26 protein-coding genes and 1 tRNA gene are annotated in these 25,618 nt (G+C 35.1%); 16 read left to right on the forward strand and 11 right to left on the reverse strand.

Features of this window, described 5'->3' with window-relative positions; genetic code table 11:
• Positions 1–18 precede the first annotated feature (18 nt).
• Positions 19–387 carry a SpoIIAA family protein gene (locus AC6CHK_RS04285; protein ID WP_498093884.1) on the reverse strand — a complete coding sequence of 123 codons (369 nt, stop codon included), beginning with the start codon at positions 385–387 and terminating at the stop codon, positions 19–21.
• Positions 388–499: 112 nt separating this feature from the next.
• On the opposite strand from AC6CHK_RS04285, the gene AC6CHK_RS04290 reads away from it, so the two are divergent.
• The 14 genes from AC6CHK_RS04290 (at position 500) to AC6CHK_RS04355 (ending at position 16,303) form a co-directional block, all read left to right on the forward strand.
• Complete coding sequence (locus AC6CHK_RS04290; protein ID WP_498093886.1) at positions 500–1,705, forward strand: NAD(P)/FAD-dependent oxidoreductase; 1,206 nt, start codon at positions 500–502, stop codon at positions 1,703–1,705.
• 128 nt (positions 1,706–1,833) lie between these two features.
• On the forward strand, positions 1,834–2,373 hold the full coding sequence (locus tag AC6CHK_RS04295) for a lipocalin family protein (RefSeq protein WP_498093888.1): 540 nt from the start codon (positions 1,834–1,836) through the stop codon (positions 2,371–2,373).
• A 115-nt stretch (positions 2,374–2,488) separates the two neighbouring features.
• Positions 2,489–3,739, forward strand: coding sequence for a CinA family nicotinamide mononucleotide deamidase-related protein (locus tag AC6CHK_RS04300; RefSeq protein ID WP_498093890.1), 1,251 nt, complete (start codon positions 2,489–2,491; stop codon positions 3,737–3,739).
• A 113-nt stretch (positions 3,740–3,852) separates the two neighbouring features.
• Positions 3,853–5,907, forward strand: a complete 2,055-nt coding sequence (locus AC6CHK_RS04305; protein ID WP_498093892.1) for a M13 family metallopeptidase — start codon at positions 3,853–3,855, stop codon at positions 5,905–5,907.
• A 199-nt stretch (positions 5,908–6,106) separates the two neighbouring features.
• Complete coding sequence (locus AC6CHK_RS04310; protein WP_498093894.1) at positions 6,107–8,200, forward strand: M13 family metallopeptidase; 2,094 nt, start codon at positions 6,107–6,109, stop codon at positions 8,198–8,200.
• Between the two features lie 139 nt (positions 8,201–8,339).
• A complete protein-coding gene (locus AC6CHK_RS04315) occupies positions 8,340–8,876 on the forward strand; it encodes a type VI secretion system contractile sheath small subunit (RefSeq protein ID WP_498093896.1) in 537 nt (178 codons plus the stop codon).
• A 19-nt stretch (positions 8,877–8,895) separates the two neighbouring features.
• A complete protein-coding gene (locus AC6CHK_RS04320; protein ID WP_498093898.1) occupies positions 8,896–10,257 on the forward strand; it encodes a DUF5458 family protein in 1,362 nt (453 codons plus the stop codon).
• A gap of 81 nt (positions 10,258–10,338) precedes the next feature.
• On the forward strand, positions 10,339–10,797 hold the full coding sequence (locus tag AC6CHK_RS04325; protein ID WP_498093900.1) for a hypothetical protein: 459 nt from the start codon (positions 10,339–10,341) through the stop codon (positions 10,795–10,797).
• Between the two features lie 30 nt (positions 10,798–10,827).
• Positions 10,828–11,862 carry an A/G-specific adenine glycosylase gene (mutY, locus tag AC6CHK_RS04330; RefSeq protein ID WP_498093902.1) on the forward strand — a complete coding sequence of 345 codons (1,035 nt, stop codon included), beginning with the start codon at positions 10,828–10,830 and terminating at the stop codon, positions 11,860–11,862.
• Positions 11,863–11,905: 43 nt separating this feature from the next.
• Positions 11,906–12,463 carry a gliding motility lipoprotein GldD gene (gldD, locus tag AC6CHK_RS04335; RefSeq protein ID WP_498093904.1) on the forward strand — a complete coding sequence of 186 codons (558 nt, stop codon included), beginning with the start codon at positions 11,906–11,908 and terminating at the stop codon, positions 12,461–12,463.
• A 70-nt stretch (positions 12,464–12,533) separates the two neighbouring features.
• Positions 12,534–13,457 (forward strand): PfkB family carbohydrate kinase, encoded by a 924-nt coding sequence (locus tag AC6CHK_RS04340; RefSeq protein WP_498093906.1) that lies wholly within the window; start codon positions 12,534–12,536, stop codon positions 13,455–13,457.
• A gap of 89 nt (positions 13,458–13,546) precedes the next feature.
• Positions 13,547–14,914, forward strand: coding sequence for a peptidylprolyl isomerase (locus AC6CHK_RS04345; RefSeq protein ID WP_498093908.1), 1,368 nt, complete (start codon positions 13,547–13,549; stop codon positions 14,912–14,914).
• Between the two features lie 90 nt (positions 14,915–15,004).
• Positions 15,005–15,994, forward strand: a complete 990-nt coding sequence (locus AC6CHK_RS04350; RefSeq protein ID WP_498093910.1) for an NAD(P)H-dependent flavin oxidoreductase — start codon at positions 15,005–15,007, stop codon at positions 15,992–15,994.
• Positions 15,995–16,123: 129 nt separating this feature from the next.
• Positions 16,124–16,303, forward strand: a complete 180-nt coding sequence (locus AC6CHK_RS04355; RefSeq protein ID WP_498093911.1) for a hypothetical protein — start codon at positions 16,124–16,126, stop codon at positions 16,301–16,303.
• Positions 16,304–16,316: 13 nt separating this feature from the next.
• Here AC6CHK_RS04355 and AC6CHK_RS04360 read toward each other — a convergent pair whose 3' ends face one another.
• Positions 16,317–16,934, reverse strand: a complete 618-nt coding sequence (locus AC6CHK_RS04360) for an HD domain-containing protein (protein WP_498093913.1) — start codon at positions 16,932–16,934, stop codon at positions 16,317–16,319.
• A gap of 28 nt (positions 16,935–16,962) precedes the next feature.
• Positions 16,963–17,262, reverse strand: coding sequence for a rhodanese-like domain-containing protein (locus AC6CHK_RS04365; protein WP_498093915.1), 300 nt, complete (start codon positions 17,260–17,262; stop codon positions 16,963–16,965).
• 106 nt (positions 17,263–17,368) lie between these two features.
• Here AC6CHK_RS04365 and queG point away from each other — a divergent pair, with 106 nt between their 5' ends.
• The gene (gene queG, locus AC6CHK_RS04370; protein ID WP_498093917.1) at positions 17,369–18,322 is read left to right on the forward strand and encodes a tRNA epoxyqueuosine(34) reductase QueG; all 954 of its coding nucleotides are present in this window, start codon (positions 17,369–17,371) and stop codon (positions 18,320–18,322) included.
• Positions 18,323–18,674: 352 nt separating this feature from the next.
• Complete coding sequence (locus AC6CHK_RS04375) at positions 18,675–19,358, forward strand: TIGR02117 family protein (protein WP_498093919.1); 684 nt, start codon at positions 18,675–18,677, stop codon at positions 19,356–19,358.
• A gap of 348 nt (positions 19,359–19,706) precedes the next feature.
• On the opposite strand, the gene AC6CHK_RS04380 is transcribed toward AC6CHK_RS04375, so the two are convergent.
• The 8 genes from AC6CHK_RS04380 to AC6CHK_RS04415 all read right to left on the reverse strand — a co-directional run bounded on the left by AC6CHK_RS04380 (position 19,707) and on the right by AC6CHK_RS04415 (position 25,614).
• Positions 19,707–19,880, reverse strand: coding sequence for a hypothetical protein (locus tag AC6CHK_RS04380; RefSeq protein WP_498093921.1), 174 nt, complete (start codon positions 19,878–19,880; stop codon positions 19,707–19,709).
• A gap of 78 nt (positions 19,881–19,958) precedes the next feature.
• The gene (locus AC6CHK_RS04385) at positions 19,959–20,366 is read right to left on the reverse strand and encodes a cytochrome C (protein WP_498093923.1); all 408 of its coding nucleotides are present in this window, start codon (positions 20,364–20,366) and stop codon (positions 19,959–19,961) included.
• A gap of 4 nt (positions 20,367–20,370) precedes the next feature.
• On the reverse strand, positions 20,371–20,643 hold the full coding sequence (locus AC6CHK_RS04390) for a hypothetical protein (protein WP_498093925.1): 273 nt from the start codon (positions 20,641–20,643) through the stop codon (positions 20,371–20,373).
• Positions 20,644–20,645: 2 nt separating this feature from the next.
• A complete protein-coding gene (locus tag AC6CHK_RS04395) occupies positions 20,646–21,644 on the reverse strand; it encodes a cbb3-type cytochrome c oxidase subunit II (RefSeq protein ID WP_498093926.1) in 999 nt (332 codons plus the stop codon).
• An 8-nt stretch (positions 21,645–21,652) separates the two neighbouring features.
• Positions 21,653–23,404: a cbb3-type cytochrome c oxidase subunit I gene (locus tag AC6CHK_RS04400; protein WP_498093928.1), complete on the reverse strand. Its 1,752-nt coding sequence runs from the start codon at positions 23,402–23,404 to the stop codon at positions 21,653–21,655.
• Between the two features lie 139 nt (positions 23,405–23,543).
• The gene (locus AC6CHK_RS04405) at positions 23,544–23,756 is read right to left on the reverse strand and encodes a hypothetical protein (protein ID WP_498093930.1); all 213 of its coding nucleotides are present in this window, start codon (positions 23,754–23,756) and stop codon (positions 23,544–23,546) included.
• A gap of 946 nt (positions 23,757–24,702) precedes the next feature.
• Positions 24,703–24,782, reverse strand: a tRNA-Leu gene (locus AC6CHK_RS04410).
• Between the two features lie 64 nt (positions 24,783–24,846).
• Positions 24,847–25,614, reverse strand: a complete 768-nt coding sequence (locus tag AC6CHK_RS04415) for an MBL fold metallo-hydrolase (RefSeq protein ID WP_498093932.1) — start codon at positions 25,612–25,614, stop codon at positions 24,847–24,849.
• Positions 25,615–25,618 lie beyond the last annotated feature (4 nt).

Raw genomic sequence — 25,618 nt, forward strand, 5'->3', positions numbered from 1 at the left:
TTTATTTTAGGCTTCAACTTAATTTCCGTTATGACACCAATATAATGCATTATAAAGGTTTTCTTTGGGGAAAGATTTGAATTCTCCAGGCATTATAACACTGAAAATATCAGTAAAATTCTGAACTCCTTCTTTATCTGTAACGATTGCTGCGCGGTTCCACTTTGTGATGTTTTTTATGCCCAGCAAAGCATCCTGAAGCCACGCGCCCATCGTAAAATTATCAAGATCTGTATCAATATACAGCAGATAATTTAGTTCATTATATTGATCTACTTTGCTTTTCACATGAGGAATAACAAGGCTTTCAAAATCGGCCCTTGTTACTTCTCCGGTAGCATTGAATGCGGCTACGTTTTCCGGAGCATCATTAATAATTGATATCATATTTATATTTTTAAATGGTTTTTACAAATTAATTTATCAATAATTAAACCACAAAGCATTATTTTCAGAATGAAGGGCGCAATTATTGATATTTCTGAATAAAACAATATTCATGGATCTAAAATCTAACGAACCTTTCTGGCTTCTGAAAAATGGAATTATCAACACTTATCCATCACTGAAATCAGACCAAGAATGTGATGTTCTCATAATAGGCGGCGGAATAACAGGCGGTTTGATTGCTCATCAGATGATAAAAGACGGCTACAAAACGATTTTGATCGACAAAAGAGAAATCTGTAACGGAAGCACCTCGGCAACGACCTCAATGCTGCAATACGAAATAGATGTTCCATTATATAAATTGATTGAAAAAATTGGTGAAAAAGGCGCTGTTGAAAGCTATAAAGCCTGCTTCAGATCTATAAATGATATTGAAAAGCTCACGAAAGAAATTAAATCAAGAGCGGGATTTAAAAGAAAGCAATCTTTGTATTTCACAACCAAAAAGAAAGATCTTGCCTGGCTTGAAAAAGAATACGATTTACGCAAAAAATATGGTTTTGAAGTAAGGTGGCTTGATGAAAAAGAGATGCAGGAACAGTTTGAATTTGAGAATACCTATGGCGGAATTTTATCTAAACAAGGCGCAAGTATTGATGCTTTCAGATTTGCCCACGAATTATTAAAATTTAATGTAAAAAAAGGCTTAAAAGTATTTGATAAAACAGAAATGAGATCCGTGAAATATCTTAGAGGACACAATTTAGCTTTAACGACAGACGGATTTAATATTAAAGCTAAAAAAATAATTTATTGCATTGGCTATGAAAGCAAAAATCTCATTAAAGAAAATTTTGTAAATCTTAAAAGCACATATGCGCTTGTTTCTGAGGTAGATAAAGATAATTTTAAAAATATAGAATATACGCTTTTCTGGAATACCGATATTCCTTACATTTATTTGAGATCGACGGATGATAAGCGTCTTTTGCTCGGTGGTGGCGACGAAGATTTTACAGATCCGGAAAAACGGGATTCTTTGCTCGGCAAAAAAGAAAAAGAAATCCTGAAAATCCTTAAGCGTATAAAACCGGACTTTCATTTTTATACGGATTTCGTTTGGGCAGGAACTTTCGGGGAAACAAAAGACGGCCTTCCGTACATTGGCGAACACGAAAAATTCAAAAATTCTTACTTTGTATTGGGCTTTGGCGGAAACGGAATTACTTTTTCTGTCATCGGAATGGAAATGGTTTCGGCTTTTATGAAAAATAAAAAACATCCTCTTTCAGAATATTTTAGTTTTGGAAGATAAATTTTAATTTGTTTTTAAAGCTAACCCGTTTTACAAAGGCATTATTTTTGGACTTTGATGATACACATATAGGTTATGAAATCTGTACGATTCCATATCATCATTTTTACAACAATAAAATATTATATATGAAAACTTTTCAGAAAATCGCCATTCCGGTTTCTTTAGGCATATTGGGACTTATGATTTTTAATTCCTGTTCGGTCGGGATTCCTAAAGGTGCAACAGCGGTTAAAAATTTTAATTCAGAAAAATATCTTGGCAAATGGTACGAAATTGCCCGTTTTGATTACAGATTTGAAAAGGATATGGATAATGTGACCGCCGAGTATTCACTGAATCCGGATGGAACGATTAAGGTGAAAAACCGCGGCTACAACTACGTTAAAAAAGAATGGAAAGAGTCTGTAGGTGAAGCAAGATTTGTAAATGATAAATCGGAAGCACGTCTGAAAGTTTCTTTTTTCAAACCAATTTGGTCCGGTTATAATGTGATCGACATTGATGAAAATTATCAATACGCTTTGGTGGTTGGAAACAGCACAAAATATATTTGGATCTTGTCAAGGACGAAAGAAATTCCAAACAGCATAAGAGAAAGGTTCCTTGAAAAAGCAAAAAAGTTGGGTTATAAGACAGAGGAATTGATTTGGGTAAATCACAATTAATAATTGCATCGATTATAGTTTAAAACATTTTATGCCAAAGACAGAAAAAATCATTTTTTATTGCTTTCACGCAGGATTTTCACGTCATTTGTAAAGTTTTTACAAGATTAAAAATATGCAGAATGCAGTTCTTATTACAATAGGTGACGAAATACTTTCGGGAAATACCGTTGATACCAATTCAAATTTTATTGCCGGCGAACTCAAAAATATCGGAATTAAAGTCGTTCAGATTTTTACCATTTCTGATGAAATCGAAACGATAAAATTAACTCTGAAATCTGCTTTTGAAATAGGGGATATTGTGATCACAACCGGCGGTTTGGGGCCGACTCGAGACGATAAAACCAAAAAAGCCCTTGCTGAATTTTTTGATGATGAAATTGCTTTGGACGAAGTAACTTTTGAACATCTTAAAAATTATATGGAAAAAAGAGGACGTTCCGAAATTCTAGAAAGAAATCGCGAACAGGCTTTTGTACCAACAAAATCCACCGTTTTTCAAAACCATTTCGGGACCGCGCCTTGTATGATGATGGGTCAAAATGGTAAGTTGTCTTTCAGCCTTCCCGGTGTTCCTTACGAGGTAAAACCTTTAATAAAAGATCAGATTATTCCTTATCTGAAAGATAAATTCAATCTCAATTATATTTCTACAAGAGTAGTTTCTGTTGTCGGGATTCCCGAAAGCATCTTGGCGGATACAATAGAAAGTTGGGAACTCGCTTTACCCGAAAACTTAGCGTTATCTTATCTTCCGGTCGGAACTCGAGTGAAATTGAGACTTACGGCGACCGGTATTGATGACAGCTTTCTGCAGATACAGCTCGAAAATGAAATTCAAAAACTATTTCCTTTAATCGGAGAAAATATCATCGCCACTTCCGAAGATAAAATAGAAAAGATTCTCGGTGAGATTTTACAGGATAAAAAATTAACCGTTTCTACCGCAGAAAGCTGTACAGGCGGCGAACTGGCAAAGATGATCATTTCCAATCCGGGAAGTTCAAAATATTTTGTCGGCGGCGTCATTCCTTACGCAACAGAAAAGAAAATTCAGATATTGAATGTTTCTCAAAAAACCATTGATGAGCTTACGGTTGTAAGCTCACAAGTTGCTGAGGAAATGGCTTTGGGCTGTCAAAAATTGTTCGGAAGTGATATTTCACTTTCCACAACAGGAGTAGCCGGTCCGGGAAAAGGCGAAGACGGAAAAGAAGTCGGAACGGTTTTTTACACGATTCGGGTAAAAGATAACGTGACCAATGGCAAATTGTATCTTCCGCATTTGGACAGACCTGATTTTTCTTATTTTGTTTCACAAAAAATCATTCAGGATTTAATAGGAATTCTTATAAATAAATAAAAAAATACAGTTTACTTGTCTGAAATACAGGTTTTTATTGAATGTTAATTTAATTTAAACTATTCAGTAACGAATTAAAAAAAATATATACATATTGTATAAATTGTTAAGATATGAAAAAATTAACCCTTTCTTTATTTTTATTGGCAGGAGTTTGTTCACTGAATACGGTGAATGCTCAGGCTAAATCAACGAAATCAGCAACTGCTGTAGACAAAGGTTTAGACATCAGTTTGATGGATAAATCTGTGCGTCCGCAGGATGACTTTTATAATTATGTAAGCGGAACTTGGATGAAAACTGCCAAAATTCCTTCTGATAAACCAACTTGGGGCAGCTTCAACAAATTGGCAGATGATACAGACAACAATTCAATGACGATTTTGAATTCTCTTCTGAAAGACAAATTTGCGGAAGGAAGTGAAGGCAAAAAAATCCAGGATCTGTATGCGACATACATGAATATGGAGAAGAGAAATGCAGACGGAATCAAGCCTATCAAGGAAAACATCAGTAAAATTGATGCAATCAAAAATTTGAATGATCTTCAGAATTATCTTGCTTCTGTAACAAAAGACGGTGACAATACATTCTACAGCTGGGGAGTTTACTCTGACCTGAAAAACTCAAATATGAATGCCGTGTATCTTGGTGAGGCTTCTTTAGGTTTAGGAAGAGATTATTACCAGAAAGTAGATGCTAAAAACACGGAAGCTCTTGCCGAATATGAAAAATATGTAGCTTCAATGTTGAAAGAGCTGGGATATAAAAATGCAGAGGAAGCCGCAAAAGGAGTCGTAAACTACGAAAAAAGCATCGCCAAGAATTATCTTACAAACGAGCAAAGTCGTGATAATACGCTTCAGTACAATCCAAAAACAATGTCTGAACTTTCAGCTTTGGTAAAAAATGTAGATCTTACTTCTTACTTGAAAAAAGTGGGCGTGGATACCGACAGAGTGATTATTGGAGAATTGGGTTACTATAAAAACTTTGATAAATTAGTAAATGCTCAGAACCTTAATGTCATTAAAGATTATCTTAAATTTCATCTGATTAATGGAGGCGCTTCTTATTTGAGCGAAAGTTTAGGTGAAAAAAGATTTGCTTTTTATGGTAAATATTTAAGAGGCCAGCAAGAGCAGAGAGCGTTAAACAAAAGAGGATATGAACTTATCAACGGTTCTTTGGGTGAGGCTTTCGGAAAATTATATGTTGAAAAATATTTCCCTGCTGAAGCAAAAGCTCAAATGGTAGAATTGATCGATTATTTAAAGAAAAGTTTTGCAGTTCATATCAATAATTTAGCTTGGATGTCTTCTACCACAAAGGAAAAGGCAATGACCAAACTGAATAAATTTACAGTAAAAGTTGCTTATCCGGACAAATGGAAGGATTATTCTAAATTAAATATCGTTTCTGAGGCAAAAGGTGGAAATCTATATTCGAACCTTCAAAACCTTTCTGAATGGCAATACAACAAAGATTTGGCAAAAATCGGTAAGCCTGTCGACAAAACAGAATGGGGAATGACGCCTCAAACGGTGAATGCATATTACAATCCGGTATACAACGAAATCGTTTTCCCGGCTGCGATTCTTCAGCCGCCGTTCTTCAATCCGCACGCTGATGCAGCTGTAAATTTTGGAGGAATCGGTGCTGTTATCGGTCACGAAATGAGTCACGGATTTGATGATTCTGGAGCACAGTTTGATGCTGAAGGAAACCTTGTTGACTGGTGGACGCCGGAAGATAAAGCAAACTTCGAAAAGGCGACAAAAGCTTTGGCTGCTCAATATGATAAATACGAGCCTGTAAAAGGAACTTTCGTGAACGGAACTTTCACAAACGGTGAAAATATTGCAGATTTAGGTGGTGTAAATATCGCTTACGACGCATTACAAATGTATTTAAAAGATAAAGGAAATCCTGGATTAATCAGCGGATTTACACAAGATCAAAGATTTTTTCTAAGCTGGGCAACCGTTTGGAGAACTTTATCAAGTGAAAAATATATGGTAAACCAAGTAAAAACAGATCCGCATTCTCCTGGATATTTCAGAAGTTTCGGACCGCTGATCAACGTTGATGCTTTCTACAAAGCATTTGATGTGAAGCCGGGCGATAAATTATATGTAAAACCGGAAAACAGAATCAAAATCTGGTAATTCAAATATAAAAAAATGTGTAAAACCGTTCAGAAATGAGCGGTTTTTTTATTAATAATTGATCAACGATCAACGATTTTAAATTAGTTTAAAGTTTAAAGTTTTAAATCATATTTTTTTTTCATTTATCAATTATCGCTAATCTTTTATGAACAAATTCATATATTTGATAAGTTGTATACAATCAAAATTAATTTTAATGAAAAAGATAAATATTGCAATGCTAGCCTTTTCCGGCATTGTATTTTTAAACTCGTGTGGAACAACAAAAAATGTTGAAGCCACAAAAACTGAAACTACGGCGGTTGCAGATGAGCCGATGAAACAGGAAATAAAAGAAGAAGGCATCAATTTATCTTACATGGATACAAGTGTTCGCCCGCAAGATGATTTCTTTAATTACGTAAACGGAAACTGGGTGAAAACCACTCAAATACCTTCTGATAAAGCAAGTTGGGGATCTTTTAATGCGTTGAGAGAAAACGTGGATGATGCGTCTTTGGATATTTTAAATAAAATCTTATCCGAAAATTATGACGAAGGATCTGAAGGACAGAAAATTCAAAATCTTTACGCATCTTTTATGGACACGGATAAAAGAAACGCAGACGGTTTGAAACCTATTAAAGGAGATTTAGCAAAAATTGATGCTATTAAAAACATCAATGATTTGCAGAAATATCTTTTGGACGCGACAAAGTTGGGCGACAACTCTTTCTACGGCTGGCGAGTAGGTGCAGATTTGAAAAATTCTAAGATGAATGCGGTTTATCTTGGTGGCCCGGATCTTGGTTTGGGAAGAGATTATTACCAGAAAGTTAATGAAGCAAATGCTAAAACTTTAGCTGAATATCAAAATTATGTAAGTAAATTATTTACGGTTTTAGGATATAAAAATTCTGATGCAGCTGCAAAAAATGTGGTTGATTTTGAAAAACAATTGGCTAATTATTTACTGACTTTAGAACAGAATAGAGATGCTAATTTAAGATATAATCCGAAAAATGTTTCTGAATTACCAGGTTTAGTTAAAAACGTAAATCTTGCAAAATATCTTACGGATGCAGGCGTAAACACCGATAAAGTGATCGTTGGTGAACTGAAATATTATCAGAATATGGATCAGTTTATCAATCAGAAAAACCTTCCGCTTTTAAAAGATTACCTGAAATATCATGTCATCAATGGTAATGCAAGCAATCTGGATGAAAATCTGGAACATATCCGTTTTGATTTTTATTCTAAATATCTTCAGGGCCAGAAAGAGCAAAGAGCGATGAACAAAAGAGGTTTGTCTCTTGTAAATGGCGTTTTGGGAGAAGCTTTCGGAAAGTTATATGTTGATAAGTATTTCACTCCGGAATCAAAGCAGCAAATGGAAATATACATCGATTACTTGCTGAAATCTTTCAAAAAACACATCAACGACATAGATTGGATGTCGCCGGAAACCAAAGTAAAGGCGCAGGAAAAGTTATCAAAATTCACCGTAAAAATCGCTTATCCGGATCAATGGAAAGATTATTCCAAATTAAAAGTAGAATCACCTTCTCAAGGCGCGACGTTATATTCGAATCTTCAGAATGTTTCGGCTTGGCAATACCAGAAAAGTTTAGAAAAAATAGGAAAACCTGTTGATAAACAAGAATGGGGAATGTCTCCTCAAACAGTAAATGCATATTACAGCGGTTCAAATAACGAAATTGTTTTTCCGGCAGCAATCCTTCAGCCACCTTTTTACAATCCTAAAGCGGATGCAGCAGTGAATTTTGGAGGAATCGGAGCGGTGATCGGTCATGAGATTTCTCACGGTTTCGATGACAGCGGTTCGCGATTTGACGGAGACGGAAACCTGAATAACTGGTGGACGGAGCAGGATCGTAAGAATTTTGATGAAAAAGTTACTCAATTGGCCGCTCAATACAATGCTTACGAGCCTGTAAAAGGAAGCTTTATCAATGGTAAATTTACAAGTGGAGAAAATATCGGAGACTTGGGTGGAGTAGCAGTTGCTTATGACGCGCTTCAGATGTACTTAAAAGACAAGGGAAATCCTGGGTTAATTAGCGGATTTACACAGGATCAAAGATTCTTTATGAGCTGGGCAACAGTCTGGAGAACCAAATCTACGGACCAATATATGATGAATCAGGTGAAAACAGACCCGCATTCGCCAGGATATTTCAGAGCATTTGGACCTTTGGTGAATCAGGATGGCTTCATGGAAGCCTTTGATATAAAGCCTGGAGATAAGCTGTACAAAGCTCCGGAAGAGAGAATCAAAATATGGTAAAATCTTAATAAACAAAGCACATCTTCGGGTGTGCTTTTTATTTATTTTTCATAGCTTAGTGACACCAAAAAGCATTAATAATTATTCAATTATCATCAATAATTGATTTATTTTAATAAAAATCTTCACAAAATTTTGTATGTTACAGTTTTTTTATAAATTTAAACATTGGATTGGGCAATATTTTGACAATTCAAACCAGAATCAAAAATCTCAAAATAACAATAATATGGCAATGTTTAATTATGGTGTTGGCGGAAACGAAGTCAAGGTCGACGCTAATGAAGCTATTCAGGAAATTCAGGAAAACAAATCCCTCATCGTAAGCCAGCTTACTACTGATGAATCGTATGTTCCCGAAATTGTAACAGGACTAAAAACTGTAGACGACGTATTCAGACACTTTCAACCTTCAGTTGCTGTACAGCACGAGACGGAAGACGGCAGCGTTGTGGAAGAAGAATTCCGTTTTCAGAATCTTGCAGACTTCACTCCCAAAAATCTTGTTCAGAAATCAGATTATCTCCAAAAGCTAAGCATGGAGCAGGAGCAATACAATAAGATCGTCCGCCAGCTAAAAACGAATAAAATCCTTCGAAATATGCTTGAAAATGAGCAGAGCAGAGCTGCATTCATTGAAGCCTTAAAGAATGTGGCACAAGAACTTGAAAAATAATTAAACACCTCACAAAATTATGGATAGTAAGTTACAGGCAGCAGAAAGCCAACAGCATAATCAACAGCAGCAAACAGGAAAACCAAAAGGGAATCCTATTGAAGAGCTGAATAAAATCGGAGGTTTTGGTTTTATAGAATCTGTCGTAGACGGAATCGCAAACATGAATCCTACCAGAAAAGCCAGAAAAGAAATTTTCCTGAACGATGCAAATAAAAAAGAAGAAAGAAAAGAACTTCTTCAGAAAATCAATCTTTGGGTCGAGCTTTTAAGCACCAACGAATCTGCTGAAAAAATGGCAGACACCTGTAAAACAAAAGCACAGGCAGCTGATCAAAATTTAAAGACAAATTTAAAAAATACTCTTGATGCAGCTCGTCAGTTAGAAACTTCTTACAGAACTGTTGCACAGTTTTATAAAAATACCGAATTAGATAAAGTTGATAACGTAAGTATTGTCAATGCAACTTTGGAGCAGATGTCAGATCTTGACAATCCTTTGTTTATTGAGGCTATTGCTGAAGAATTTAAACAATATTATGACCGGTTAGATCTTCGTGATAATTATTCTATTTTGGCGATTCCGGGATATTTGGGATCAAATAAAGTTATTGAAAAGTGGGCTAAAATCTGTAACGAAAACAAAGTAATGATGGTTACTGATTTTGCCAATCTGGATAAGCCGGATGACGTTGTAGATTTGTTCCATTCAGCGAATCTTACAGGCGGTGAGCTGCACAGAAGTAATGTAATTATGACATGCAACTGGCTTATTGGTCGCGGAAAAGCAGAAGAAGTAGGTGAAGAGGAAAATGTAGAGCTTCCGCCATCAACTTCTTTGGCAGGAAAAATTCATAAAACATTAATGTCTCAAGTCGCTGCCGGTAAAAAGCACGGTAATATCAACGAGGTTGACGCCGTAAAATTCGAATTGAAGAAAAGCGAAATTTCTCAACTTGAAAAAATGGGATTGGTGCCGATGGTGAATGAATATGGTAAAATTATGGCATTCTCCGCAAAAACATTATTTACAGGAGACAATATTGGCCTTCAGACGTATTCTGTTGTGCGTGTATTCGATTATGTAACTAAAGTTTTATTGGATTTCCTAAACAGAAGAGCTTTTGAAAACTGGAATGCCAAAAACGAAGACGATTTAAGAAAGCAGATCGTTACTTTCTTAGACGGCATTAAAGGTGCGGATAAATTGATTGAAAAGTTCAAAATTGTTCGTTTTGAGCAGGATAAAGTAAATAAAGACAGAGTTTGGCTGGATATTCGTTTGACACCTTATTTCCCGACAAAAAGTTTTGTTATCAAACTTGACGGTCACAAAGGAGACGACGGTAACGAATGGGATGCTGAATATATCCAAGACTAATTTTGTACCATTAATAAAAAGAAACCGATGCCGTAAAAACATCGGTTTTTTTCTGCCAAATCAATTTTAAAAGTTTGTTTGATGAAAAATAGCATTTTATTGTCTTTTATTTTAATAACTTTTCTGAGTTGTGAAAAAAAATACGAACGTCCTGATTATTATAATAAGGATCTTTTTGAACACGAGCGTGGCACAAATCAAGCTTATGTCATGAACAAAGATGAGGCTTTTGAAGCGAGCGCAATGGTTTTATCGAGTTCGCAAATCAGAGTTTCGGACAGTTCAAAAGGGCGTGGAAAAGATTTCTTTATCTATAAATTAGATTCAGCGAAAATTTTAAAAACAACAAGAGATTCCGTGGTCACTTATCCGTTTAGTTTTATTTCTGAGCAACGCTTAAAGCTTAATAAAAAGGATCAGGAGCCTGTTTATATTTATCTTGAAACGCTGAAAGGGTATAAATTTATCGCTGAAGAAAGAAAAATAAAATATCAATGGCTAAAGGCGGCTCCGGTTTATAAGGTCGAAAAAGATAAATAATAATTATCTTTGTAAAAATGAGACGGCTTTTTGGAAAAGAATAATAGAAAATCAGATTTTCTTCACATTGGTGTTAAACTTTTGAAATGGTATGAAAAAAATGCAAGAGATTTACCTTTCAGAAATACAAAAGATCCTTACAAAATCTGGATTTGCGAAATTGTTTTTCAGCAGACAAGAATTGCACAAGGATTAAATCATTACAATAATTTTATCAAAAGATTTCCGGATGTACAAACTTTGGCACAAGCCGAAGAAGATGAGGTTTTGCTGTATTGGAAGGGACTTGGATATTATTCGAGAGCGATAAATATTCACAAAGCGGCGCAACAGATTATTACAGATCACAACGGTAAATTTCCTTTAGAATACGAAGATATTTTACAATTAAAAGGAGTCGGAAAATACACGGCAGCAGCGGTATCCAGTATTTGCTTCGGAGGTAAAATGCCTGCAGTTGACGGAAATTTTTACAGAGTTTTAAGCCGGATTTTTGCAGATGATTTTGATATTTCCTCTTCAAGGTCTTTTAATTATTTTTCTGAGTTGGCGCATTTGGTTTTGCCGGAAAATGTTGGAGATTTTAATCAGGCGATGATGGATTTGGGCTCAGAAATCTGCAAACCAAAAAATCCTCTTTGCTTGGAATGTCCTTTAAATGAAAATTGTTTAGCGTTTTCATTAAATAAAGTTTCTGAATTTCCCGTAAAAACCAAGAAAGTAAAAGCCGAAAATCTTTATTTGAAATATTATTTTGTACGTCACAAAGAGTTATTTGCCATTCAGCAGAGAAAAGATGATTTTATTTGGAAAAAACTATTTGAATTTCCTGATACAATTCCGGAACATTTTGAAGAACACATCAAAGCAACAAAAATTATCAGCCACAAACTGACTCACAAGAATTTAACAATAGAAATTGCTGATGTAGAATTGGATTCTGAAATCATTTGGAAAGAATTTATCAGCCAAAATAATTACTTTACAACCAGCTTTGAAGCGTCTCATAACAAATCATTTCCCAAGCCATTGGAAATTTACATTCAAAACTCATTGAAAGACTGAAATTTGTATTCTAAAATCTGAATGGAATTTGTATTTTTGCCAAATGATTAAAAAAGTCATTTTTATTTTCGTTTCTCTGCTTTTGATTTCATGTGAAAAAGAAACTCTGCCAAAACCTTATGGCGAGTTGAGATTAGATTATCCGGCACCGAAATATCACAAATTTGAATCTGATTGTGCGTACACTTTTGAATATTCAGATTTTGCTAAAATGTATGATGCCAAAAAGCCTTGCTGGTATTATATGAATTACCCGAAAATGAAGGCTAAAGTATTTATTACCTATTATCCGATCCGGAATGATTTTGCAGATCATGTGAAAGAAGCCGAAAGAATGGTTTACGAGCACACGATAAAAGCGAGCTCAATAGATACAAAATCTTTTGAATATCCTGAAAAAAAAGTTTTCGGAAATTTTTATGAATTGAAAGGGCAAAGCGCTTCCAATCTTCAGTTTTATGCTACCGACAGTACAAAACATTTTGTGACTGCGTATTTATATTTTAATTCCAGGCCAAAACCAGACTCTTTGGCTCCGGCAGTAGATTACATCAAAAAAGATCTGATGCATATGCTCGATACTTTTGAATGGAAAAAATAAACTTTAAAAATACATCATTATATGAAATCGCTAAGATTACATATGACCATTAAAAATAGATAAAATACTTATGAAACTTTTAGTTGTAGGAAGCGTTGCATTTGATGCGATAGAAACACCATTTGGTAAAACAGACAAGATTTTGGGAGGTGCAGCCACTTATATTGGGATTACTTCATCTGTAATGGGGGTGAAATCCGGGATAGTTTCTGTTGTTGGAGGAGATTTTGGGCAGGAGCATTTGGATATGTTCACGAAAAGAGATATCAACATTGAAGGAATAGAAATTGTAAAAGAAGGCAAAACATTTTTCTGGTCCGGGAAATATCATAACGACTTAAATACAAGAGATACTTTAGCTACTGAAGTCAACGTTCTTGAAAATTTTGATCCTAAAATTCCTGATTCTATGCAGGATGCAGAGATTTTGCTTTTAGGAAACCTTCATCCGGGCGTTCAGTTGTCTGTTTTGGAAAAGATGAATAAACGTCCAAAACTGGTCATTTTAGATACAATGAATTTCTGGATGGATTCTGCGATGGATACTTTAAAAGAAATGATTGCTAAAACCGATGTGATTAGCATTAATGATGAAGAAGCGAGACAACTTTCAGGAGAATATTCTTTAATGAAAGCTGCCAAGAAGATTCACGCAATGGGACCGGAATTTGTGATTATTAAAAAAGGGGAGCACGGTGCAATTCTTTTTCATGATCATAAAGTTTTTGCAATTCCTGCGCTTCCTTTGGAAGAGGTTTTTGACCCAACCGGAGCCGGAGATACTTTTGCAGGAGGTTTTGCAGCGTATCTTGCTAAAAAAGGGAAGTTTGACTTTGAAACCATGAAATCTGCATTAATTGTAGGTTCGGCGATGGCTTCCTTCACGGTAGAAAAGTTCGGAACCGAAAGAATTGAAGAAGTAAATGAAGCAGATATGTTCAGAAGATTGAGACAATTCAAAGAATTGACGACTTTTGATATCGAACTGCAATAAATTGAAGCTTTTTTAAGAAATATTTATAATAAAAAATTGAGTGTAATTCATTAAGAATTCTAAATTTGCAACTCCTTTAAAATAGTAAAATGATAAATAAATTAAAAATCACCTTTCTCTTTGGCTTTTTTGCTGTGTTGTTTTCGACAAGCGCCAAAGCCCAGCTTAAGCCAGGCCAGTTGATAGACGGCATTGCAGCTGTGATAGGTGATGAAATTGTTCTCGAATCTGATGTAGAAGAGCAGATGAATTATGCGAAGCAACAAGGCGTAAGCACAACCGATAAATGTGATTTTTTAGAAAATCTGATCAACAATAAGCTTTTGGTGTATGAAGCTAAAAAAGATACCTTAATTGAAAACCGCTCGGCGGCAATCAAAGAGCAGGCAAATGCAAAGTACAATCAGATCCTTGCAGGCTTTCCGGATGAGAAGACCATGTTGGCAACTTACAAGTTCAGAACGGGCTATGAAATGAAAAATGCTATCGAAAAGATAGATACAGACACATATTACGGCCAGGCAAAATATCAGAGAATTACCGAAAAAGCTGATGTTACTCCAAATGAGGTGACAGATTTCTATAACTTATACAAATCTCAGCTACCTGAAATAAAAGATGAAGTTTCTTTATCACAGATCGTTATGCATCCAAAGCTTACAGAAGCTCATAAGACAGAATTGATCGCAAAACTGAATAAAATCAAGCAGGATATTGCGGGTGGCGAAACTTTTGAAAGCCAGGCCAGAATTTATTCTGAAGATGAAGGTTCTGCTGCCAACGGAGGATTATATAAAAGAATTGCAAAAGGGCAAATGGTAAAGCCATTTGAAGCTGCAGCATTAAACCTTCAGGAAGGTGAAATGTCTGAGCCTGTAGAATCTGAATTCGGATATCACCTGATTCAGCTTGTGAAGAAATCTGGTAAAGTGTACGATGCCAGACATATTCTTCTGAAAGCAACACCTACAGAAGAGGAAATAAAAACAGCTAAACAGAAGCTTGACAGTATCAGAGGCCTTATTTTAGAAGAAAAGATAACGTTTAAAGATGCAGCTTTTAAGTTTTCTGATGATAAAAGAACGAAGTTCAATGCCGGAGTTGTTCCAGGTGCTGATGGTTCCAACAAAATTGAAAGAGAAAGCGTTCCGGGTACAATCAGCTATGAGTTGGCAGGGTTGAACAAAAATGATATTACAAGAGCTTTTGAAGATGAAGATGACAGAAAGAATAAGGTTGTAAAGATTATAAAGATCGAAGATGTAATCCCCGCTCACCAGATTACACTCGAAACCGATTATGACAGGATAAAGCAGATGGCTCTCAGAAAAAGAGAAACCGAAATGGTTGAGAAATTTGTTAATTCAAGAATCCCGACCACATTTATTTCAATAGACGGTCGATACGACTCATGTAATTTCAAAGGAAACTGGAAAAAAGAATCAATCACAAAATAAGTATTAAACCTTCAGAATTTCTGAAGGTTTTTTTATTGAAAAAAGATGTCAGATATAGGGTAGAATCTATGTTTTTATTAATTTTACCGCATGAGCAATTTTATAGATTTCAACTCCGCTAAAAAATTTCACGAAATGCAGGAAAGCCAGAATAGAATTACACAACTTTTTAATATAAAATATCCGATAATTCAGGCTGGAATGATCTGGCATTCGGGCTGGAGATTAGCTTCCGCGGTGTCAAATTGCGGAGGTTTGGGCTTAATTGGTGCCGGAAGTATGTATCCCGATATTCTAAGAGAAAATATTCAGAAATGCAAAAAAGCAACGGATAAGCCTTTTGGCGTCAATGTTCCGATGCTGTATCCCAACCTCGATGAAGTCATCCGGATTATTCTGGAAGAAGGCGTAAAGATCGTTTTTACTTCTGCAGGAAACCCTAAAACATATACAGAAACTTTACAGAAAGAAGGCTTGAAAGTCGCTCATGTAGTTTCTTCAACAAAATTTGCCATAAAGTGTGAAGATGCAGGTGTAGATGCAGTTGTAGCGGAAGGTTTTGAAGCCGGCGGCCACAATGGGAGAGATGAAACAACAACATTTTGTCTTATTCCTAATGTGAAAAAACATATTTCTAAACCATTGATCGCAGCGGGAGGAATTGCTTTGGGCTCGCAAATGAAAGCCGCTATGATTTTAGGAGCCGACGGAGTTCAGATCGGAAGCCGTTTTGCAGCAACCGAAGAAGCAAGCGCACACGAAAACTGGAAGAAAAAGATTACTGAACTGAACGAAGGCGACACTCATCTTACGTTAAAAGAATTGGCGCCCGTAAGATTGGTTAAAAATAAATTCTTCAATGAACTGGAAGAAATTTATAATGCCGGAAGAAATACAGATGCATTAATCGAATCTTTAGGACGGGCAAGAGCCAAGCGCGGAATGTTTGAAGGTGATATGGAAGAAGGTGAATTGGAAATCGGTCAGGTTTCAGCGCTAATTGATGATATTCTTCCTGCCGAAACGGTTTTCAATAATTTGTTGAAAGAATTTGAAGAAACAAAAATACCTAAATTCTAATTTGTTGTATTCAACGATAAATTTAATTAGAGCGGGCTTTATTTCCGCTTATATTTTTAAAGCAATTGCTTAAGTCAAGTCTGAAGTTCGAAAATTGATGCAAAAAGGTTCATTGATTAAGCAAAAGGCTTGATAAACCATGCAAAAAGGCTCAGCAGCCAACCAAAAAGCCTCGTCGTCGAGGCAAAAAGGCTCAATAGCGAGGCTAAAAGACTGGCTAATGAAGCAAAAAGGTTCATCAACGAGCCTAAAAGGCTGAATTTTGAGCCTTTTAGGCTCGTTTTAGTTTTAAAAGGACAAGAATTTTAATTATAAAGTCTGGCTATAAGTTCCTCAGTTCAAATTCAATATTTTCTCTGGCCTGTATTTCATATTTATCTATAAAATATTCTGTTTTAAAAATATTTTCCAGCCCTAAAAAATGTTGGAGAACTTTTTTTCTTCCGGGCTTATAAAGCAAATCCGGATAAATCAAATATTCTTTCCTAATCTTTTCCGTATATTCCAGATACGTTTGACGGTCTTTTCCAAGGATTGACAGATCTACATCTAATAAATAATTAATATCTTCATTTATAGACTTCTGATGAAATTTTGTTGCCAGAATCTGTTCTTGAATTTGTGTAATATCAATTTTATTTAAGCCTAATTGTTCAAGTTTTGTTGCAGCAAATTCGGCACTTTTTTCTTCATTAGATTTTGAAGAAGCGTCATAAATCACATCATGATAAAAAACAGAAAAAGAGAGATTTGAGAAATTTAAAATTTTATTTTTTACTGGTTCTAGATCAGAAAACATTGTTTCCAAATGGTTCAGATTATGATAATATCTATCTTTTTCAGAATATTTTTGCTCGATTTCACGCCATAAATCATCAATAAGAGTTTGATCATTATTAAAATTAAAACACAGCTGCAAGAAATTTTCTTTCAGATCCATAACTAAAATATAAATAAAAAAAGGAACTTTAAAAAGTTCCTTTAGTTGCTTCCAAATGTGCCTTTAATTCGGCCCATCCGCCACCGTTGTAGCCTTCTTTCAATCCTTCAGCGTTAAGGAACTCTAAAGCTTTTCCGCTTCTGTTTCCGCTTCTGCAAAATAAAACGACAGGCTTTTCGATAGATAAAATTTCCTCTTTTCTATCTTCTACTTCACCCAACGGTATATTTTGAGCGCCTTCTATATTTCCGTCCATTTCAAGTTCCATTGGCTCGCGAACGTCTATTAATTGATAATTTCCTGATTTTAATACATCTGCTAATGACATAATTTTTAATATTTAGAGTTAAAAACTGCAAAATGGATTCTAAAATTTTCAGACATCCAAATCCCGACAAATTTATAAAATAATCTTAGTTTTGCAATGTAAAATTATGAATTCAACTGCCGAAAAATATTCTCAATTAATTAAATCTAAAGCTAAAAGTTTTGGCTTTCAGAATTGTGGTATTTCAGAAGCAGCTTTTTTGGAAGACGATGCACCACATTTGGAAAAATGGCTAAAAAACAATTTTCATGGTGAAATGAAATATATGGAAAATCATTTTGATAAAAGGCTCGATCCGCGATTGTTGGTTGAAGGCTCAAAATCTGTGATTTCGCTTTCTTACAATTATTTTCCTGAAGAAAAAATTTCAACACTTGAAAATTATAAAATCTCAAAATATGCTTACGCGGAAGATTATCATGAAGTAATTAAGGAAATCCTCCGTGAAATGGTGACCGAATTGCAACAGGAAATCGGCGACTTCGGTTTTCGTGTTTTTGTAGATTCAGCGCCTGTTTTGGAGAGAAGCTGGGCCAAGAAATCTGGAATCGGCTGGGTTGGGAAAAATGCCAATCTGATTACCAAACAAAATGGTTCTTTTTACTTTTTAGCAGAAATTATTTGTGATTTGGAATTAATTTCGGATCACGAAACCACCGATCATTGCGGAACTTGCAGAAAATGCATCGATGCCTGCCCGACGGACGCCATTGTTTCGGATAAAATAATTGATGGCAGCAAATGTATCTCTTACGCAACCATCGAATTAAAGAACGAGATTCCCGATACTTTTAAAGATAAAATGGAGGATTGGATGTTTGGCTGCGATATTTGTCAGGACGTTTGCCCTTGGAATCGGTTTGCTTCACCAAATTTCCAAAGTAAATTTAAGCCGAATGAAGCGCTTAAGAATTTTAGAAAAGGAGAATGGAAAGAGCTTACTCAAGAATTGTTTTCAGAAATATTTAAAAAATCTCCGGTAAAGCGGACAAAATTTGCAGGTTTAAAAAGAAATATTGAATTTTTGGATCAATCTTCAGAAAGTTGCAAGAAAATATAAGGTGAAAATGTCCGTTCGGAAATTTTGGTTTCCAAAAATATAGAGGTTATTTTATCATTACCTTAAAATTTAGAGTTTAAAGGTAAAAAAGATTATAAAAGTAAATTTTAAAAAATCTTTTCCTATAAAAGAAAAATTGACCTTCAGAAGATAAGTTATCTCAGAAAATCAACGTTTTTTTTGAATTCTTTTTGGAGCAATTTTTACTCTTACTTTAAACCTTTTTTGGGATTTAGTGTTTTTGTGCATATTTGTAAAAGTTTGATAACTAAAATTACTGATTTTTCCGAATAAAACAAATACTTTTACAATAAATTGAAAATTAAATTTTATTAATTTCAAAAATAAAAACATGAGTGCGAAAATATTTTTTATTTATTTCCTAAAAATTTTAGGAATTATTCTCGGAATTGTTGTTCTGTATGCTATTTTAGGGTTTTTTCTTCCCTTCATTCAAGTTTCGGCAAATGATGACGGCGAAAAAAAAGAAATACCAATTTATATTTATACAAACGGAGTTCATACCGATATTGTGATGCCTGTAAAAAATAATTTGCAGGATTGGAGCGCTAAAATTCCATTCTCAAATACTGTTTCTAAAAAAACTGATTATAATTATGTAGGAATCGGTTGGGGCGATAAAGGTTTTTATCTTGATACGCCAACCTGGGCTGATCTGAAGTTTTCGACTGCTTTCAAGGCTGCTTTTTGGCTGAGCGAATCGGCAATGCACTGTTCATATTACAAAACGATGACAGAAGGTAATGACTGCAAGAAAATTATGATCAGTAAAAGTCAGTATCAGGAATTGGTCAAGTTTATTGATAAAAAATTTGACAAGGATCAAAACGGAAATTACATTCTGATTCCAACAAATGCCGTTTACAGTGATAATGATGCTTTTTATGAAGCTAAAGGCAGATACAGCTTTTTAGATACCTGCAATACTTGGGCGAATAATGCTTTAAAAGCGGCCGGCCAGAAAGCAGCACTTTGGACGCCTTCCGATTATGGAATATTTTTGCATTATAAGTAAAGTTTTTATGATTTTTACCAACAGCCGAGGAAGTATCGAGACATTAGTTGAAAACTTAGAATTAATTCAGAAATTTCAATAACAACTCGGTTTAGTGACTTGATAGAAATCTTCAAGCTCGTTTAGAATATTTTAATTAATATAAGTCAAATTTTACAGTGTTATGTTGAAGTATAATCCCACGACTTAAAATATTTAATTTATATTAATATATTTTAATCTAGTTGTATTTTAAGCACGAAAATAATATCTTCCACTTTCAAAATAATAAAATATTTAATTTCTTGCCGTACTTCCCAGTCAATACAAATATAATTTGGCGGGCTTTCAGGAATAGCTAAGTAAGATTCAAATAGTATTTAATTTTTTGACATTTTTCTTTTTTTCGGTAGGATTCGCTTTCAGTTGTGATTCAACCACCGCAGCTGCTTCTTCTGAGACCGAAGTATTGTCTTTTACCGTATTATCTTTCTTGATAATATTTTTACTATAAACGTTGTCGGGCGATTTTCCATTTGTCATGCTATTATTTTTTCATATTTCTTAATTAAAATATTCCTGCCCTTCAATTATATTTAATCAATACTGAATTTCACGTCATTATTGTATGTTGGAACTCGTTATTTCGTAATAAACCGCCCAGCCTACGAATAAAATAATGATGATCCATATCCAGAAAGGAATCGTCTGTGGCGTCTCACTTCCGTTGATGATGAAGCTTTTCTGATTTCCTTTATCATAAGCGTTGATCATCAGTGATAAAGTGCCGTCAACAACGTCTTTATCTTTCAGTCCTTCAATTTTTATTGAAGGGCCGTTGGCTACAGTAAAGTTGATTTTCCTGATTCCTTCTTTTCCCGTGGGAGACTGGCTTACGATTTTCAGAACATGTTCACCGTCCGGCAGCTTTTTTGTGTCCAGATCGAAAACGATAGGAGTGTCCAATTCTGCAATCGGATTCAGATCGTCGTCAATAAAAAGAAAAACCTTGCTTTTATCTTTAGTCATATCATTAATTTTCGTCTGAAAAAACCGAGTATTTGATGTGATTCACATCTTTCTCACCAGGCTTTACCAGATATTTAACTGAATAAATAAAGGTTACAACAGTTATTAAAATAACAATCCCCACAATAAACCAATCCCAGTCACTTTCCGGGCCAGCGCCATGTGTAAGTTCTCTGGTAACTTTAGGCTGTCTGAGGTTACAGGCATCACAGGCAAATGTGTACGTAGTAAAAAAAACAGAAGCACAGGCTATGATATATTTTAAACGAATTTTCATACTTACTTTATTTTATCCATTATTACTTTTACTTCTTCTAATGTTACTTTTTTTGCGTTGTTGCCCCAATTTGTCCTTTCATGATTGATAACGGCTGTCACGTCTTCGGCAGTAAAATTGGCATTGGCTCCCACCGCAGGCATCGTTGCAAATTCAGGCCTTGGGTCGTAGCCCTTCATAATAATCGTTACATAGAGTTCCAAATCTCCGCCCGCCACTACAGGACTTCCTTTCAAAGGAGGAAATGCTCCCGGAACACCTTCCCCGTTGGCCTGATGACAGGAAGCGCAGTGGGTAGTGAAGAGTTCTGCTCCGTCCGGCAGATTTTCACCTCCCTGTGCTCCTCCTTCTTCTTTTTTCTTTTGTTTGTATAAAAATTCAGGAACAATTGATTTGTCTGTATAATCAGTTTGTTTCAAAGACTTTAAATATGCCACCAACTGAAGGGCTTTTTTGGTGGCCACAATTTTTTTCCTTTTATTTTTTAGGAATTTCTCGGGTATTTTTACCTCAACATCGCCTGGCTGCAAATAATCTCTTTCAATAAAAAGAAATTCATATGAAGGCATGATGGAGGCTTCTATAGCTGCTCTCGGTTGGTAAAGGTGAATCAAATGCCATTCTGCGCTCGGTTGTCTTTCGCCAACACTTGTAAGATCAGGCCCAGCTCTTTGTGTTCCCATGAGATTGGCTGTATTTCTCCAGAAATCCGTTCTTCTGTTGATGGCAAAATCTGCAGGAATACTTGGTCTTTTCCCAAAAACATTATCCATTTCCACATTTCTTACCTGTTGGGTATGACAGGCTACACAGCCATTTTCTATATAAACCATTTTACCTGCACGCTCGTCTTTTGTCAGGACTTTTGCCTGTCTTGGTAAAGGCCTGTTGATTTTTTGATTATCCAGAGCCGGAAGCACAGCAATGTAAAGCGTTAAAAAAAGGAAAAGACAAAGCGCCGAACCGAAAAGTATCCTATGATCATTTAAAAATATCATCATTTAATTTTTTAGTTGTTAAACTCTGTATTTCTAAGCTGTTTTTTGGCAGCCAATATTTCTGCTGGAGTTTGTGGAATTTTAACATTGTCTTTTGTGCTTACCATTCTGTAAAAATTGTAGGCGAAAATAAGGTGAGCTACCCACATCATGGTTCCTCCGATTGCCCGCCAAAGCCAAAACGGGAACATATTAATCACTCCGTCTATGAATGGCTTTTTCTTCATCCACATCAATCCGGTTTGGGTTCCGCCGATCATTAATGCTATTACATAAAACAGTAATCCTATTAAAGCAAGCCAGAAATGTATTCCTACCAAGAGTTTCGGAGGTTCTTTTCCGGTAAGTCTGGGAATCAATGTATAAGAAAATCCCCAAAGCATAAAAGTGATGATTCCGTACATCGTAAGGTGCGAATGCGATACTGTAAAATCTGTAAAATGCCAAAGCAGATTGGTATATCTGAAAGCTTCCACAGTCCCTTGAAAAGATCCCGTAAAATAAAATATAATCGACATAAAATAAAAAGGAAGGGTGTAGCTATTTTTTAACTGATACCAGGCTCCATTAAAAGTTAATAAGAAATTGGTGGTTCCAGCAGCAACAGGAATCAGCATTCCTACACTTGCAACAATGGCTGTAGTCTGCAACCTCCACGGAATCGCACTGAAAATAAAATGATGTGTGCCTATTAAGGTATAAAATAAAATATGAGTCCAGAAAGCTAATACACCCAAACTGTAAGAATAAATAGGTCTGTTCAGCTGCTGAGGAAGAAAATAATACATGAGCCCCAGATTAACCATCATAAACCACATCCCGATTGCCTGATGCATATAATAACCTTGAGTAATCGTTTCTCCCACACCGTCCTGCCAAACAGGAATATATCCCACCAAAATAACAATGATAATAAATATAAACCCCGAAATGACATACCAGTTGGAAATATAAATTTCCTTTACAATTCTTTTTGCAACAGGTTTAAACAGATTATGAGTCGAAAAAGCAATACCTATCCCAAACGTGATCATGATGGGCCAGATGTATTCACGATATTCGCCGCCGCCGTTATTTATTCCTGCCAGTAAGGAAATTGTTCCTGCTAGAACGGCAGCATTAATTAATATCAAAGAAATATAACCTTGCTTAATATTGTAGTTCTCCATATTACTCACCCTTGTTACAACATAGTGAGCAAAACCTACCATCGCCAACGACGACCATCCCCAAAACACTGCATTGGTGTGTGCAGGGCGCAGTCTTCCAAAGCTCAGCCAGCTGGTGTGTTCTATATCCGGTGCGACATATTTTATCCCAGCATAAAGACCAAAAGTAGTTCCTATAATAAGCCAGAAAATAGCAGTTCCTAAAAAGTACAAAATAAGTTTGCTAAGCTCCGGAGAAACATATTGCTTGAAAGAAGATGTTCTTCTTTTGACAGGGAAAACTCTAAGTTCTTCGACAGAATTGATGTTCCTAATAACTCCTTTTTTATCAATTGCAGGAAGGTTGCCTGAAAGCTGATTTTCCGCAGGCTGAGAACTGGCTTCTCTTTCTCTTTTTTCGAACTCCTCAAGTTCTTCGGGAGACATTTTTTCTATTTTTTTTTGAGCCTCGAGAGATTCTTTCCGCTTTAAAATATGTCCATAAACGGATAAAAATTTAAAAACAAGCACTACCAATCCGGCCACGATTATCATTAGCATTAATAATAATGTAATCTGTATCCCCGTCTGATTAAACAATGACGATTCTGCCATAATAAAAATATTACCGATTAATAAATAGTGACCGTTCACTAATGAGCAAATACATATTCTTATACAAGATTTGGCGACGTCTCATCAGAAACATCAGTCGCAATTCATTGAAATGTTCTCGTAAAAACCTATGTAATAACTATCTGCTGTTTTTGATAGAATCTACATCATAAGCGGTACTGTCCATCGGAAGAGTTTCGTCACCGGTATCCGGTGTGATTTGAGCCGTACCGGAAGTCATGCTGTCACCGGTATTTAGACTGTCGATATTGGTAGGTTGTGTCTGCAGTTCTTTTTTGCAGCCGACAACAAGAAAACCTGCAAATAATGTGAATATTACAAGTGATTTCATAATAAAATAATTTTGTGATGGTATATTCAAAGATATGGACTTGTATATCTATACTTTATGATTTGTATCATAATCTAGCTACATTGATAAAGTTCGAAACCATCTAGCTAAGAATGTGTGACAGAAAAATATTTTATTTGTTTTAATATTGAAATATACTTACTGAGTATTTTTCAAAACTGAATATTTAATATAAACGGTTTACGCAATTCTAATTGCATTTCCTTTCTTTAGAATTAGCTGTATATGATCCGCGGTTAACTTAAAATTGCAGTTGTCAAAATTATTCAGCAATCGCTACAGGGCTATAATTGGTAAGAAACATTAAGCTTCACTCCCAAAAATATAAACTGATATGATATGAGTCATAAAAAAGCAAAATAGAACTCTTTATTTTTAAACTATGTGTTATCAACATTATTCAATCTAGAAGTTGAATAAATATTATACAATAATATGCTGTAATCTGCGCTTCTTCATTTTTTAATAGGCTTTTTATGCGAAATTTAAATATTATTCCATTTCTTCAGGCTGTGTACTTTTTTTTAACAGCAGTTTGGCCGTTTATACATCTTGAAAGCTTCTTGTTTGTTACTGGCCCAAAAACAGACATTTGGTTGGTAAAAACAGTCAGCCTGTTACTTATTCCCTATTCGATACTTCTTGTATATCTTTCATTCAGCAATAAAAAAAATCTTATAATTGCTTTATCAGTCTTGATTTGCTGTTTAAGTTTAAGTATAATTGATTTATATTATTATTTTAAAGGTGTTATTAGATGGGTTTACCTTATTGACTGCTTTTTTCAGATTTTCTTTTTAATATACTGGATTTATTACATTCGCCTAAAAATTAGAAAATCTTAATTCCGAATTTTATATTATATCAAACTTTTAATAAAAGTCGGGAATAAAAAAATAAAAGCACTGATTAACAGTGCTTTTTGTACCCAGGACCGGGATCGAACCGGTACTCCTAAGAACTGGTGTTTGAGACCAGCGCGTCTACCAATTCCGCCACCTGGGCTGCTTTGTTGGTTTGCAAATATATAAACTTTTTTTAATGTTCAAAAGGTTTTGCAGAAATTTCTTTAAAATTCTATTTCCAATCCGTCGTAGGCAAGATGCATCCCGTCGGGAAGTAATTTATCTTCAATATCATGCAGGCCAAAATGATGGCTGATGTGTGTTAAAAATAATTTTTCAGGTTTTAATTCTTCAAATAGCTGAATAACATCCGACAAAACAAAATGGGCAGGATGCGGATCATATTTTCGGATACAGTTCAAAATTAATACATCTAAATTTTTTAATTTTTCTTTTTCAGTGTCAGAAATAAAATTAGCATCTGTGATATATGCCAGATTTTTAAATTTATACCCAAAAACGCTTATTTTATAATGAATAACTTCAATTGGTGTAATCTTAATGTCTAAAATCTCAAAAGATTCATTTGATATTTCATGGAGATCAAAAGCGGGCGCACCGGGATATCGCACATCTGTGAATGCATATGGAAAACGTTTTTTAATCTCGTTTCCGACTCTTTGATGACAATAAACAGGCATATCTTTTCCACTTTTGAAAATTAATGGACGCATATCATCAAGACCAATTACATGATCGTTATGCTCATGAGTAATAAGCGTAATATCTACATTGTTTTCTTTATTGATAAGCATTTGCTGTCTGAAGTCTGGTCCGCAATCGATAAGAATCTTTTTATTTTCATCGGTTGTCACCATAGCAGATGCTCTGAAACGTTTGTCTTTAGGATTTAAAGATACACAGACCTCACAAGTGCAGCCGATTACTGGTACACCTTGGGAAGTTCCGGTTCCTAAAAATTTCAACTTCATTTTC

It is taken from the genome of Chryseobacterium sp. GQ58 (assembly GCF_059758895.1).

Bases quoted from the DNA above. Each gene is read 5' to 3' on its own strand.
- AC6CHK_RS04310 (WP_498093894.1), top strand. From the start codon at position 6,107: ATGAAAAAGATAAATATTGCAATGCTAGCCTTTTCCGGCATTGTATTT.
- AC6CHK_RS04325 (WP_498093900.1), top strand. From the start codon at position 10,339: ATGAAAAATAGCATTTTATTGTCTTTTATTTTAATAACTTTTCTGAGT.
- queG (WP_498093917.1), top strand. From the start codon at position 17,369: ATGAATTCAACTGCCGAAAAATATTCTCAATTAATTAAATCTAAAGCT.
- gldD (WP_498093904.1), top strand. From the start codon at position 11,906: ATGATTAAAAAAGTCATTTTTATTTTCGTTTCTCTGCTTTTGATTTCA.
- AC6CHK_RS04300 (WP_498093890.1), top strand. From the start codon at position 2,489: ATGCAGAATGCAGTTCTTATTACAATAGGTGACGAAATACTTTCGGGA.
- AC6CHK_RS04320 (WP_498093898.1), top strand. From the start codon at position 8,896: ATGGATAGTAAGTTACAGGCAGCAGAAAGCCAACAGCATAATCAACAG.
- AC6CHK_RS04400 (WP_498093928.1), bottom strand. From the start codon at position 23,404: ATGGCAGAATCGTCATTGTTTAATCAGACGGGGATACAGATTACATTA.
- AC6CHK_RS04315 (WP_498093896.1), top strand. From the start codon at position 8,340: ATGTTACAGTTTTTTTATAAATTTAAACATTGGATTGGGCAATATTTT.
- AC6CHK_RS04285 (WP_498093884.1), bottom strand. From the start codon at position 387: ATGATATCAATTATTAATGATGCTCCGGAAAACGTAGCCGCATTCAAT.
- AC6CHK_RS04360 (WP_498093913.1), bottom strand. From the start codon at position 16,934: ATGGATCTGAAAGAAAATTTCTTGCAGCTGTGTTTTAATTTTAATAAT.
- AC6CHK_RS04385 (WP_498093923.1), bottom strand. From the start codon at position 20,366: ATGACTAAAGATAAAAGCAAGGTTTTTCTTTTTATTGACGACGATCTG.
- AC6CHK_RS04415 (WP_498093932.1), bottom strand. From the start codon at position 25,614: ATGAAGTTGAAATTTTTAGGAACCGGAACTTCCCAAGGTGTACCAGTA.
- AC6CHK_RS04405 (WP_498093930.1), bottom strand. From the start codon at position 23,756: ATGAAATCACTTGTAATATTCACATTATTTGCAGGTTTTCTTGTTGTC.
- AC6CHK_RS04380 (WP_498093921.1), bottom strand. From the start codon at position 19,880: ATGACAAATGGAAAATCGCCCGACAACGTTTATAGTAAAAATATTATC.
- AC6CHK_RS04290 (WP_498093886.1), top strand. From the start codon at position 500: ATGGATCTAAAATCTAACGAACCTTTCTGGCTTCTGAAAAATGGAATT.
- AC6CHK_RS04395 (WP_498093926.1), bottom strand. From the start codon at position 21,644: ATGATGATATTTTTAAATGATCATAGGATACTTTTCGGTTCGGCGCTT.
- AC6CHK_RS04340 (WP_498093906.1), top strand. From the start codon at position 12,534: ATGAAACTTTTAGTTGTAGGAAGCGTTGCATTTGATGCGATAGAAACA.
- AC6CHK_RS04345 (WP_498093908.1), top strand. From the start codon at position 13,547: ATGATAAATAAATTAAAAATCACCTTTCTCTTTGGCTTTTTTGCTGTG.
- AC6CHK_RS04375 (WP_498093919.1), top strand. From the start codon at position 18,675: ATGAGTGCGAAAATATTTTTTATTTATTTCCTAAAAATTTTAGGAATT.
- AC6CHK_RS04295 (WP_498093888.1), top strand. From the start codon at position 1,834: ATGAAAACTTTTCAGAAAATCGCCATTCCGGTTTCTTTAGGCATATTG.
- AC6CHK_RS04365 (WP_498093915.1), bottom strand. From the start codon at position 17,262: ATGTCATTAGCAGATGTATTAAAATCAGGAAATTATCAATTAATAGAC.
- AC6CHK_RS04350 (WP_498093910.1), top strand. From the start codon at position 15,005: ATGAGCAATTTTATAGATTTCAACTCCGCTAAAAAATTTCACGAAATG.
- AC6CHK_RS04305 (WP_498093892.1), top strand. From the start codon at position 3,853: ATGAAAAAATTAACCCTTTCTTTATTTTTATTGGCAGGAGTTTGTTCA.
- AC6CHK_RS04390 (WP_498093925.1), bottom strand. From the start codon at position 20,643: ATGAAAATTCGTTTAAAATATATCATAGCCTGTGCTTCTGTTTTTTTT.